Raw genomic sequence first — 13,714 nt, 5'->3', positions numbered from 1 at the left:
CTACAAATATTATAGAGCCTAAAATAATACAGGAAAAATCAAGGTTCGAATCACCAGTAAAACAGTGGTTTGAACTTTGATTTTTCTTAGTGTCTGATGGATTTTTAAGGGTTTTTATGATATAATAAAACGATATAACTCGTTATTGAACAGAAGAGGAGAGATATGACTGATTTGAAAGCAATTCAGGCTCGAAGTCTGGAAATGGCTGAATATTTTGTGGCCTTTTGTAAAGAACATGATTTGCTTTGTTACCTCTGTGGGGGAGGTGCTATTGGTGCCCTTCGAAACAAGGGGTTTATTCCTTGGGATGACGACCTAGACTTTTTTATGCCTCGTAAGGATTATGAAAAACTAGCAGAATTATGGCCTCGCTATGCAGATGAGCGTTATTTCTTGTCAAAGAGTCACAAGGATTTTGTCGACCGCAATCTTTTTATTACCATTCGTGACAAGGAAACCACCTGTATCAAACCTTATCAGCAGGATTATAAATCACACCTGTTACTTTGTCCATGAAAGCAATACCCTGTAAATAATATCACAACTATCAACAGTTTATTAAATGAAAAAAGCAAACAAGGTGGAAAGTTTGATCAAACTTCACAAAGATTCTAAGGAGGTATACAGATGAATAGAAATTTTATAGAAAAACTAAGATTAATTTCTATAAGAGATATTATTTCGCTTATATTTATTTTTCCTATAGCCTATGTTATTTCTCTATTCTTCAGACGCAAGAATAAGAATCTAATACTAATATGCGAAAGTGAAAAAGAAGCTAGAGATAATGGATATTGGTTGTTTAAATATATTAGAAAAAATTACCCAGAGGAAAATGTAATATATGTTATTGATTTTAAATCTCCTGATGCTCATAAAGTAAAAGAGTTAGGAGAATGTATTCAGTATTGGTCTTTTAAACACTGGGTTTATTATCTTAGTGCGGGAGTAAATGTAAGTACACAGAAAGCAGGAAATCCTAATGCAGCTGTTTTTAATCTTATGGAGGTATATTTAGGTTTAAAAACAAATAAGATATTTTTGCAACATGGAATAACCAAAGATGATGCTAAATGGCTGTATTATAAAAATACAAAGATGCGTGGTTTTATATGTGGAGCTGAACAAGAATACATTGAAGTAAAGGAAAAATTTGGCTATCCTAGTGGGTATGTACAGTATTTGGGATTTCCAAGATTTGACAATCTTCATCGTAATATTGTAAATAATAATCAAATTCTTGTTATGCCTACTTGGAGAGAATGGTTAAATTTAAATACTAAAGCTAGAAATAATTTTAATGAAGGAAGTATTTTTACTGAAAGTGAATACTTTAAAAAATGGAATGAGTTTTTAGTAAATGATGACTTAAAAAACTTTTTAGAAAAAAATAACCTAACTTTAATTTTTTATCCACATAGAAACATGCAAAAAAAATTACAAGATTTTCAAACTTCTTCAAATAATATTAAATTGGCTGATTGGAAAAAATATGATATACAAGAACTATTAAAAAAGTCCGCTTTTTTAATTACAGATTATTCAAGTGTATTTATGGATTTTTGTTATATGAGAAAACCAGTATTATTTTATCAATTTGATTATAAAAAATTTAGAGAAGGTCAGTACGAAGAAGGATATTATGACTATAAAGATGGATTTGGAAAATCTATAGACACCCTAGATGAATTGATAACAGAGATAAAAAATCAATTTAAAAATAATTGGATTTTGGAAGATAAATATAAAGGAAAAATTGATAAGTTTTTTAGAATACACGATGATCAGAATTCTAAGAGAGTATATACATTTATTAAAGAAGTATTAGGGGAAAATGAATGAAATTAACTATAGGTGTAGCAGTATATAACGGAGAAAAATATATATCACGTTGTATAGATTCTATAATCAAGGAATATGATAGCTTAAAAGAAAAAATAGAATTTGAATTGTTGATAGTTAACGATGGCTCAAAAGACAATAGTGAGTCAATATTAAAGGGATATAGCGATAAATTTGCATTTATAAAAGTTATAACTCAAGAAAATGCAGGACTTGCTCATGTAAGAAGAGTAATTTTAGACAAAGCTAGTGGAGATTATCTATGGTTTGTTGATGTAGATGATGAAATAGAAGAAGGCTCAATAGAATTTATAGCAAATCAAGATTTAGAAGAAGTAAATATATTTAATTATAGAGTAGGATATGAGAGTAGGAAATTAGACAATGTATGCATGGGAATAAAAGAAAACATTATACTTATTCCAAAAAAAGAAAAGAAACTATTTACTCTCCAGAATGCTGTTTGGCACTTTGTATATGATTTAGAGTTTTTAAGAAGAACTAAACTAACCTTTAAAAGTGGCTATTTATATGAAGATTTTGAATTTATGGCCAGACTCTGGCCTAATGTAAGTAAGGCAAAATATTTTAATTTTAGTATATACAAATACTATTTAACGGAAGGCTCTATTATGCGTGGAGGAAGTGAAATTAATAAAATTAGAGATATAGAAGTTATGTTAGACAGTGTTGAAGAATACTATTCCGAAAAATATCCAGGAGAATATAAAGAAGAGTTAGAATATTTTAATTGGTATCATATTTTGTATGGAGGATATTGTAATATTTTAAGAATTGATGAAAAATCTCCCCTATTAAAAGAGTACCTAGAAAAAGTAAAGAAGAAGTATCCTAATTGGATAAACAATAAGTATTTAAAGAGTCAACCTTTAAAGAGAAAATTACTTATGTATTTAATAAAGTATAATCAAAAAAGTATAGTGAAAAAACTATTGAAATAGGTAAGATATGGATAAAAAGAAAATTCTATTTATAACATGGTCTTTTAGTATGGGTGGCGGAGCTGAAAAGATTTTGGCAAATATTACTAAAGGTCTAAGTGATGAATATGTTATTGATGTTTTAGAGATAAATAATCATGGCACGGGGGAAAACCATGATGATAACATTAATATGTTGAAACCGCTTTTTAAAAATTTAGAAAATACTACTTTTTTGAAAAAAATTAAGTGGAAACTATTTTTGCTATTTCCTAAACTATTTAGATATCTAGTAACAAGTAAAAAATATGATTATGAAATAGCTTTTAATTATTTATATCCAGTTTACTTACTTAGTAATAATGCGAAAACAGTATCTTGGAATCATGGAACAATCTATAATCTAAAAAAGCATAAATTTTCTAGAATTAGACAAGGAAAAAAATTAAAACATGTTAACAAAATAATAAGTATATCAGAAAAAACATCAGAGTCTATCAAAGAAATTTATCCTGAATATGCTAAAAACATAGAGCTAGTATATAATGGATACGATTTTCAAAAAATTCACACTAACTCTCTTGAAGATGTAAATATTAAATTTGAAGAGGACAGTCTGATCTATTTAGGACGTATAGAGGAAGCCAAAGGGATTAAGAGATTGTTAGAAGTTTTTAAGAATGTGGTTGAGAAAATACCTGATAAAAAATTATATTTATTAGGGAAAGGTGATTTAGAGGAATACGTTAGTAAATTTATAGTTGACAATCATTTAGAAAAAAATGTATTTATGTATGGATATGTTGACAATCCATATCCATACATAAAAAAAGCATCTTATGTTGTTTTATTATCAGAAGCAGAAGGATTTCCTACAGTTTTGGTGGAAGCGTTAGCGTTAGGAAAGGGATTTATTAGTACTCCTGTAGGAGGAACGAAAGAATTATATAATAATCAAAAATGTGGATTTGTTTCTGATGATAATGAAGAAATTTGTAACTATCTTATAGAAGAGCTTAGTAAAAAGAAGGAAGATAGATTCATTAATTCGGAAGTATGTAAGAAGTATGTTGATAAATATTCCTTAGATAAACAGATTGTCAGTATCAAAAAAATCATTAAAGAATTATAGGTGAACAAATTATGGATAAAATAATAATTCCTATGAGTTATATGGGAAGTGGTTCCTCAGCTGTGACAGATTTATTAAGAGAATATGATGGAATTAACACTAAAAACTCGGACTTTGAGTATGTTTTTTTACATGCTCCCGATGGATTGTTTGATTTAGAATACAAATTGCTATATAATAACAATTCTATAAGAAGTGATGAAGCCGTAAAGAGTTTCAGAAAACTTATGAAAAAATTATATATTTATGGTGGTTGGGGTATTGCTAATTATAAACATAAAATATCTAAAAATTTCCTTAATATAGTAGATAGTTACTTAGATTCGATAATAACTAGTAAATATCGTGGGATATGGTACTATTATCAAAAACCATCAAAAATAGCTTGGTTTATAAGAGTTATGCGGAGAGTAATATTTAAAAAATCAACAAAACTAAAACAAGTACAATTGGAAATGAGTTTGGTATCGCCAGATGATTTTTATGAAAAAAGCAAAAAATTTATTCTAGCTGTGATAAACGAATTATCTGATAAAGAAAAGTATGTAGTTCTTGATCAACTTTTATTACCTCATAATCTTAATATTATTGATAATTATAAATTTGAAGAGTTGTTTCCAGTAGTAATTTCAAGAGATCCAAGAGATGTATTTATCATGAATAAATATTTTTGGAAGCCTAGAAATCAAGAGATACCTTACCCAACAGATGTTAAGGAATTTTGTCAATATTATAAAATGATGAGAAGAAATGAGAAAAAAACAAATACTTTAACACTAAGATTAAATTTTGAAGATTTAGTTTTAAATTACGAGGAAACAAAACAAGATATAGAAAATTTCATTGGAATAGATTCTACCCATCATAAAACAAAGTTTAAGTATTTCAATCCAGCCATTTCTGTGAATAATTTGCAAGTTTACAATAGGGATGTTAAATACAAAGCTGAAGTAGAAATCATAGAGTTAGAATTATCAGAGTATTTATATAATTTTAAGAATGATATTGTTTCTAATGGAGATGTCTTTTAAATTAGTATACAAAGGAATGAGGTAAGTATTTGATAATAGAATGGAAAAAATTGTATTATTTAATTACGCTATTTAGCTATACTGTAACTATTTTTTTAGGAATTTCATATATATATAATGATTCAATTGTAACCTTATTGTTAACTTTAGTTATGCTTATTGTTAGTAGTATTTTATATTGTTTTAACAATATAAAGTATTATATAATTCATCTTATTTTTTACATTACAATATTTCTTTTTTTGGTTTCTAGACCAACGATTGATTATTTTAAATATGGACTAATAGATACTTATCAAGAAGATGTTTATAGATTTTCGTTTTTAGCTGTTATAATTTCTATTATTGGTTTAACTATAGGAGGTTTTTTAGTTTCTAAAAGAGAAAGCAAATTAAAAGAAGAGATTAAAACCCTTAAAAATAAGCGATTTATAGATAGTGTAAGGAAAGTATCGCTGTTAGTATTTTTGGTTTCGTATCCATTTTACCTAGTAAGAATAATTGAAAGATTAGTGTACAGATTAAATGTTTCATATTATGAATATTATGCTGATTTCAAAAGTGAGCTACCTTATTTTACCTATACATTATCAACGTTTGTAGTTTATGCCATGTGTATCTATTTAGCTACTAAGCCCAACAAACGTCATTCAACTATAGTGTTAGGTATGTTTGTAACAGGTAATGTGATAAATCTTTTAATAGGAACAAGAAATCCATTTGTATTAAGTTTGATATTTTCATTTATCTATTATTTTATGAGAAACCAGACAGAAAAAGGAGTATGGATAGGTGTAAAAGAAAAAGCTATGCTATATTTAGGTACACCGATCATGATGCTTATAATGGGATTTTTGAATTATGCCCGTGATGGAGAAGGCATTGGTAACATGAGTCTTTCTGAACTTTTGATAGATTTTGTCTATAAACAAGGGACCAGTTTTGGTGTTTTGGCGAGAGGATATCTATACGGAAGTAATTTACCGGTACGAGAATTTAGAAATTACACCTTTAGTCCGATAATTGAGTATATAACTAGAGGAAATTTGGGAATTTTATTTGGAGGGACTCCATTTGTTAGTGCTAATAATAGTTTGGAGTTAGCTCTTACAAGTGATAGATATGCTCATAATATTTCCTATATTGTTTTGAGGCAGGATTATTTAGCTGGTCATGGTATTGGTGGAAGTTATGTAATGGAAATGTATACTGATTATGGCATGATTGGATTATTTTTGTTAAGTATCATAATGGGAATTAGTTTTATATTTATGATGAAATCATCGTATCAATCAGGGATACTATTTTTTAGTATTACATTATTGATTTTAAATAATCTATTCTTTATGCCAAGAGGTAGCTTTACAGAGAGTTTCTTAAATTTGTTTACTTTACAATTTTGGGGAATAGTTATTGTTATCTTTTTTGTAGCAGGTCTAATAAATAGAAAAGTAAAACACGTAGTTGATAATAAAGGAGATGTATAATGTTTGATAACTATTCGATTGCAGATTTATTTGCAAATATTTATAAAAAAAAGGTGTTAAATCTAGTTTCATTAATCGTTCTATTTCTTTGTTTAGCAATTCCATATTCTTATAGAGTTCTTACGACAAAGTCTATTGTAAGGGATGTTAGTAACTATTCTAGTTATCTTTCATATAAAATAATAGCACCATCAGAAGGAACTACAACACCTAATAGTAATACAGTAGGAGGCTATAGTGATTTCTACGGTCGTTTAATTCAATCCAATTTAAATGGAGCTTATTTATTCAATGACCAGTCAGAATCAGATATGAAAAAAATTGCGTCAGAATTAATGACATCTGAGGTTACACTTAAAAACTCAAATTTTGATTTTTGGAACAAAAAGATAGAAGTAAATTATTTATTAAATAATGCAGGGATTACAGTGAAAATATTAACACCAAGTAAATTGGCGAATGATATTATTGAACAAAAATTGGATTATTTAGTTGATAAATTTAAACAAGCATACTCAGGAGTCGCAATTGAAAAATTGGAACCAGTTTATTCAAAGGAACTTAAAAAAAGTGAGAGCGAATCGGGTATAAGTAAAGTAACTCTATTAATTCGTTTGATTATACTTGGAATTGGAACTCTATTTTTAGTAATATTTGTTAACATTGCAGCATATATTTTTAATCCAACCATTAATAGAGCAGGGGATTATGAAAAATATGGTGTAGATTTTATCGTAAAAATAGATAATATAGATAATTTTAGAAATGTGATACAATATAAGAATGGGCATAAAAACTTATTATTACTAGGCACAAATAAAAAAGTAATTGATAAGTTTTCCAAGAAGTATGCTAAAGTCCTGCCCCAAAATTTTGTTATTGGAAACATAGGTGACATTAAATCTATTCTAAATTCTGATAATATTTTATTTGTGGAAGAATACGGTATAACTAGATATAAAAACTTTGAAGAAAATCTTCAAGTTATCAAAAATTTAAATAAAAACGTAATAGGTGTCTCAACATTTAGACTGTAGTTTATTTCTATTATAAATTTTTATCTGATTTTGTATTGTACATTAGGCTATGTATTATCATTTGTCAAGTTAATCAAGGTGTAACAAAATGGGATAGACAGAGTTCTACATTTTGGGGCTAGGCATTATCACAAAATTTGTTATGTATAATGAGATAATAAATACACTCGCTAAGAGAGAAGATATACAATGGCAATAGAATGTGTATTGGTTGAAGCTATTGTTTCTCATGGTAGTCAGTAACATGACAGTGATCAGTATGGATTGCTAATAAAATGATGTTGTGAATGAACTTTAATAAGATTTTTGTAGTATAGGGCTTCCCCTGTATAGTAAAGTGTTTTTCTGAGAGAAAATTTCCGTATTTACAGTGTCTCAGTTCAATCTACCCATAAAATTGTTTATTTTGTGGGTAGATTGAAAGTATCAAATATTTTCCAATTCCCTAATGATAGATGTCTTTATAGTTTCTATGATATCAAACTTTTATCGTACGATGTCTTGTCTCAGTAAAACCTTGACAAGGAATCTCATGTTGTCTGAGACAACTAATCTGAGTGCAGAAAGACGAATCTCTTTTTTGGGCTCTTTGTCAACTGTAGTGGGTTGAAGAAAAGCTAAGCTCGAGAAAGGACACATTTCGTCCTTTCTTTTTTGATATTTAGGGCGATAAAAATCCGTTTTTTGAAGTTTTCAAAGTTTCGAAATCCAAAGGCATTGCGCTTGATGAATTTGATGAGATTATTGGTCGCTTCCAATTTTGCGTTAGAATAGGTTAGTTGAAGGGCGTTGACAATCTTCTCTTTATCCTTGAGAAAGGTTTTAAAGATAGTCTGAAAAAGAGGATGAACCTGTTTTAGATTGTCCCCAATGAGTCCGAAAAATTTCTCCGGTTCCTTATTCAGAAAGTGAAAAAGCATGAGTTGATAGAGATGGTAGTGGTGTTTCAAGTCCTCTGAATAGCTCAAAAGCTTGTCTAAAATCTCTTTATTGGTCAAGTGCATGCGAAAAGTAGGGCGATAAAAACGTTTATCGCTGAGTTTCCTACTATCTTGTTGGATGAGTTTCCAGTAGCGTTTGATAGCCTTGTATTCATGAGATTTTCGTTCAAACTGATTCATGATTTGGACACGCACACGATTCATAGCACGGCTCAAGTGTTGGACAATGTGAAAGTGATCTAGAACGATTTTAGCACATGGAAAAAGCTGTTTAGCCAAGGCATAATAAGGGCTAAACATATCCATTGTAATGATTTCCACTCGACATCGGACGGCTCTATCATATTTAAGAAAGTGATCTCGGATGATAGCTTGTGTTCTACCCTCAAGAATAGTGATGATGTTGAGTTTGTTAAAATCTTGCGTAATGAAACTCATCTTTCCCTTTGTAAAGGCATAGTCGTCCCAAGACATGTGAGTTGGTAGGTAGGATAAATCCGTTTTGAATTTGAATTCTTTTAGTTTTCGAATGACAGTTGAAGTTGAAATGGCCAGCTGATGGGCAATGTCTGTCATAGAAGTCTTTTCAATTAGCTTCTGGGCAATCTTTTGGCTGATGATACGAGGAATTTGGTAATTTTTCTTGACGAGTGAGGTCTCGGCGACCATCATTTTCAAGCAATGATAGCACTTGAAACGACGCTTTTTCAGGAGAATTCTAGTAGGCTTGCCAGTTGTTTCGAAGTAAGAGATCTTAGACGGCTTTTGAAAGTCATATTTCTTCAATAGACTTCCGCAATCAGGACAAGATGGGGCCTCACAATCTAGTTTAGCAATAATTTCTTTGTGGGTATTCCAATTTATGACATCCATAAATTGGATATTAGGCTCTTTAATGTCTAGCAGTTTTGTGATAAAGTGTAATTGTTCCATATGATTCTTTCTAATGAGTTGTTTTGTCGTTTTGCGTTATAGGTCATATGGGAATTTTTTCTACAATAAAATAGTCTCCATAATATCCATAGTGGATTTACTCACTATAAATTCTTTAATTCTCTATTTTCAGTATAATTATTTGAATTTTGATAATATAATGAAACTGTTCTTTTGAGGTTTTTTATATCTTTATATGCTATAATGGTAGTTGGAACTTCTTAGAAAGGAACTATTCTTTTTCATGAAAAGTATTAAACTAAATGCTTTAGCATATCTAGGGATCAGAATACTAAACATTATATTCCCTCTTTTAACAGGAACACATGTAGCTCGTGTATTAGATAAAACATACTATGGTTATTTCAATTCTGTTGACACTATACTCTCGTTTTTCTTGCCTTTTGCTACATACGGAGTATATTCATATGGTCTAAGAGGCATTAGTAACGTAAAAGATAATAAAAATGAGGTAAACAAAGTATTTTCTCAATTATTCTATCTTTGTATAACTTGTACCAGTTTATGTATTGTAATCTATATATTTGCTTATCCTTTGTTTTTTGAAAATAATCCTGTACTGAAAAAGGTTTATTTAGTAATGGGGATTCAATTAATTGCACAAATGTTTTCCATAGAATGGGTTAATGAAGCATTGGAAAACTATGATTTTCTTTTTTATAAAACAGCTTTGATTAGAACTCTCATGTTATTTTCTATATTTATATTTGTTAAAGAAGAAAAGGATATTATACCTTATACATTGATAATGAGTTTATCTACTCTTATAAATTATTTAATTAGTTATTTTTGGATAAAAAGAGATATCAAATTAGTTAGAATAGATATTAAAGATTTTAAGCCTCTGTTTTTGCCACTTACTGCTATGCTTGTTTTTTCAAGTGCAAATATGTTATTTACTTTCCTTGATAGATTATTCTTAGTAAAAATAGGCGAAGAGTTATATGTGACATACTATACAATGGCTCAAAGAATTGTTGGAGTTATAGCTGGCTTAATTACTGGAGTTGTAAGTGTAAGTGTTCCTAGACTGAATTATTATTTAGGAAAAGGGGATAAAACTTCTTATTACAATTTAGTAAACAGAGGAAGCCGTATGTTTATGTTTTTTATTATACCTATAAGCCTTGGATTAACTGTGTTAGGAACTGAGGCAATACTGATATACGGAAGTGAAAAATATGTTGAGGGAGGTATGTTAACCTCGTTATTCGCTTTTAGATCAATTTTCTTATCTTTAGATATTATATTAGGAACTCAAATTATATTTGCTCATGGCTATGAAAAACAACTAACGCTTTTCACTCTATTTTCGGGTATTATAAACATTTTATTAGACAGTATATTGTTTATGAATAATATTTCAAAACCAGAATTTTACCTGATAACTACAATGATTTCTGAAATTATTTTATTAATAATCTATTCAAGATTTATTATTACAAAACAATTAATTTCATTAAAAAATATATTCTACTACACTATACGATATTTTATGTATAGTCTTACATTTATACCAATTTATTTTATAGTTAATATTGTTAATCCTACAGAAATGATCATAACTTCCAAATTAATTATAAATATAGTTATGACTATAATTCTATCAATAACAAGCTATACAGTTTTATTATATGTAACCAATGATGCAATCTTACAAGAAGTTTTTGAGCATCTTAAACGAATCAAAAGGAAAATTTTAAAATTTGGGAGAAAAGAATGAAAAAAATAACAGTAGATGAAGCTAAAAATATAGAATTGGATATTTTATCTTATATAGATACTTTTTGTAAAAAAAATGGCATAGAATATTTTCTTAATTATGGAACACTGATAGGAGCTGTTAGGCACAAAGGTTTTATACCGTGGGATGACGATATTGATATTAGCATGACACGTGAAAATTATAATAAATTCATCGACTTATTTGAAAAAGATAGTTCAAAATATAAGTTACTCTCATTAGGGACGCAAAAAGAATATTACAATAATTTTATAAAGATAGTAGATACATCCACTGTTATTGAAAATACAAGAGTATATACATCTTATCCCTCAGGTGTCTTTATTGATATATTCCCTATGGATACCTTTAATGACAAAAAAATCATGAAATTATTTTATAGATTGGAAAGTTTAAAATTACTAGCATCAAGTAAGAGAAAGAATATTATTTATAAAGATAGTCAAATTAAAGATTTAATTAGACAAATTATTTGGTTCATATTACTGCCAATACCACCAAAAGTTTTTGCAATTATTATGGAAAAACTGACTAAAAAACACTATAATCCAAATGGTAAATTTATAGCTTTCCTTTCTTCAAAGTTGGGAGAAAAAGAGGTATTTGAAAGAAAAATTTTTGAAGAAATAATAACTTTAGATTTTGAACATCTTAGACTACCAGCTCCCCAAAATTATGATTTCATTTTAACACAGTATTATGGTGATTACATGCAGTTGCCACCTGAAGAAGAAAGAGTTTTTGGGCATGAGTTTGATGTATACCTGCTTGAGGACAAGTAACAATCATATTTAGAAGATGAGGTCAAATTAACATTTCTAACTTAAAGATACTATCATGTCTGAGGCAAGATTAATGGAAAGTTAGAAGATAGACTGTTCAGACACATGAAACAGGTAGGTATTAAAAAACTTGATTTTATTCTAGGAACCCATGTCCATAGTGATCACATTGGTTCTGCAGATGAAGTTCTTAAACGTTTTCCTGTTGATAGATTTTATTTAAAACGATATGCTGATGAACGTATTGCAACAAAATGGAGATTGTGGGATAACCTTTATAATTACGATAATGCTGTAAAGACTGCTACTGAACGTGGAGTAAAATTAATACAAGATATCTCAGATAAAGATAGTCATTTTACTTTAGGTGACATGGATATTCAGCTGTATAACTATAAAAAGCAACGGACATCTAAAAAGGGTATTTGATGACATTCAAACTCAATTGTAGCAGTTGTAACAGTAGCAGGTAAGAGAATCTATCTTGGTGGAGACTTGGATAATGTTGAGGGTGCAGAAGATAAGTTGGGACCTGTAATTGGTAAGGTAGATATGCTGAAATGGAATTATCACTATGATGCTAAAATTTCTAATACTATTCCATTCTTAGACTACTTATCACCGAAGGTGGTTGTACATACTTCGGCTGCAGATGCAAACCTTTCTACAACTAGAGATTATCTTAAAAGAAAAAATATTCAGGTTGTTCATGCATCTAGTCAGACAAAAGATGCAACAGTCTTTACAATAGGCGAAAAAGGATTTACGGATATTTCTGAAAGTCTACCAAATATACCTTCAGTAAATGAAAAATGGTATAAAGAAGACGGATACTGGAAGTATCGTTTATCTGATACACAAATGGCTATTGGCTGGAAGAGAATTGCTGGAGATTATTATTTCTTTAACGGGAAAGGACAGATGCAAGCTAGCAAATGGCTTCATTTGAATGACTCCCGAGAAAAGCTTGATGGTAGATGGTATTATTTAAATAGTAGTGGTAAGATGCAAGAAGCTGGCTGGTTCAAGAAGGACGGTTTTTGGTATTATATTAGCTCTACAGGTAATCGGAAATATAATGAATTAGTGGAAATTTCTGGACAAAAATATTTCTTTAATCAAGAAGGTGTGATGCAAACTAGATGTGCCTTTGTTGATGGTCACTGGAACTATTTTGCAAGTTATGGAGCTATGAAAACTGGCTGGGTCAAGGATCAGGAAACTTGGTATTATCTGGATAAAGATGGCATCATGTTAACTGGTAGACAAGATATAAATGGTGTTCGTTACTATTTGAATGCTAGTGGAGCCATGCAGACTGAGTGGCAGAAACTTGAGGAGAAATGGTATTTTTATTCTGATTCAGGAATTGGTCAAACTGGTTGGCTAAAAAATCATGATAAGTGGTATTATCTTGAATCTAAGGAAGGCACTATGTTGGTTGGCCTTAATCAAGTAGATGGCAAGCAATATTACTTTAGTGCGTCTGGTGCTATGCAGACTGGCTGGCAACGGGTTGATGGTAACTGGTACTATTTCCAAGCAGATGGTTCCTTGTTGAAAAATTCTACCACACCTGATGGTTATAAAGTAAATGAAGAAGGTATATGGAAACAAGTAGTTGCTGTTGATAAGCAGCAAAATAATTCTACAAACAAACAGGAAACATCTACTTTAACTGATAAATCAGACAAGATTAATAAGGAAGAAAAGCAAGAAAATCATAAAGAAATTAACTCTTCAAATTCAGAAAAACAAAAAGAGGATTCGATTATAGAGTCAAGTATTGCCAATAAGAAAGAAGGCTCTTTGTCAACTGT

General features: G+C 29.5%; 9 protein-coding genes and 2 pseudogenes. 10 read left to right on the top strand and 1 reads right to left on the bottom strand.

Annotated elements, in window-relative coordinates:
• Positions 1-165: 165 nt before the first annotated feature.
• From HT718_RS09230 to HT718_RS09200, 7 genes and pseudogenes are all read left to right on the top strand, one after another.
• Positions 166-489 (top strand): annotated as a pseudogene (locus tag HT718_RS09230) (LicD family protein); the annotation flags it as partial.
• A 141-nt stretch (positions 490-630) separates the two neighbouring features.
• Positions 631-1,845, top strand: a complete 1,215-nt coding sequence (locus HT718_RS09225) for a CDP-glycerol glycerophosphotransferase family protein (protein WP_173268263.1) — start codon at positions 631-633, stop codon at positions 1,843-1,845.
• Positions 1,842-2,807: a glycosyltransferase gene (locus tag HT718_RS09220; protein WP_173268262.1), complete on the top strand. Its 966-nt coding sequence runs from the start codon at positions 1,842-1,844 to the stop codon at positions 2,805-2,807. Before HT718_RS09225 ends, HT718_RS09220 begins: the two co-directional genes overlap by 4 nt.
• Positions 2,808-2,814: 7 nt before the next feature.
• Positions 2,815-3,918 carry a glycosyltransferase gene (locus tag HT718_RS09215; protein ID WP_173268261.1) on the top strand — a complete coding sequence of 368 codons (1,104 nt, stop codon included), beginning with the start codon at positions 2,815-2,817 and terminating at the stop codon, positions 3,916-3,918.
• Between the two features lie 11 nt (positions 3,919-3,929).
• On the top strand, positions 3,930-4,949 hold the full coding sequence (locus HT718_RS09210; RefSeq protein WP_173268260.1) for a hypothetical protein: 1,020 nt from the start codon (positions 3,930-3,932) through the stop codon (positions 4,947-4,949).
• A gap of 32 nt (positions 4,950-4,981) precedes the next feature.
• On the top strand, positions 4,982-6,436 hold the full coding sequence (locus HT718_RS09205) for an O-antigen polysaccharide polymerase Wzy (protein WP_173268265.1): 1,455 nt from the start codon (positions 4,982-4,984) through the stop codon (positions 6,434-6,436).
• Complete coding sequence (locus HT718_RS09200) at positions 6,436-7,473, top strand: prephenate dehydratase (protein ID WP_173268259.1); 1,038 nt, start codon at positions 6,436-6,438, stop codon at positions 7,471-7,473. Before HT718_RS09205 ends, HT718_RS09200 begins: the two co-directional genes overlap by 1 nt.
• Positions 7,474-8,090: 617 nt before the next feature.
• Here HT718_RS09200 and HT718_RS09195 read toward each other — a convergent pair.
• Positions 8,091-9,347 carry an ISL3 family transposase gene (locus HT718_RS09195; RefSeq protein ID WP_173268258.1) on the bottom strand — a complete coding sequence of 419 codons (1,257 nt, stop codon included), beginning with the start codon at positions 9,345-9,347 and terminating at the stop codon, positions 8,091-8,093.
• Between the two features lie 244 nt (positions 9,348-9,591).
• Between HT718_RS09195 and HT718_RS09190 the strand changes: the two genes are divergently transcribed.
• The 3 genes and pseudogenes from HT718_RS09190 to HT718_RS09180 all read left to right on the top strand — a co-directional run.
• The gene (locus HT718_RS09190) at positions 9,592-11,091 is read left to right on the top strand and encodes an oligosaccharide flippase family protein (protein WP_173268257.1); all 1,500 of its coding nucleotides are present in this window, start codon (positions 9,592-9,594) and stop codon (positions 11,089-11,091) included.
• The gene (locus HT718_RS09185) at positions 11,088-11,894 is read left to right on the top strand and encodes a LicD family protein (protein ID WP_173268256.1); all 807 of its coding nucleotides are present in this window, start codon (positions 11,088-11,090) and stop codon (positions 11,892-11,894) included. Before HT718_RS09190 ends, HT718_RS09185 begins: the two co-directional genes overlap by 4 nt.
• A gap of 81 nt (positions 11,895-11,975) precedes the next feature.
• A pseudogene (locus HT718_RS09180) lies at positions 11,976-13,714 on the top strand (MBL fold metallo-hydrolase); the annotation flags it as partial.

The sequence above is a fragment of the Streptococcus sp. 714 genome, from assembly GCF_013277115.1.
Taxonomy (GTDB): Bacteria; Bacillota; Bacilli; order Lactobacillales; family Streptococcaceae; genus Streptococcus.
Note: the sequence above shows the minus strand (reverse complement) of the source record. Positions and strands in the feature narration are given on the sequence as shown.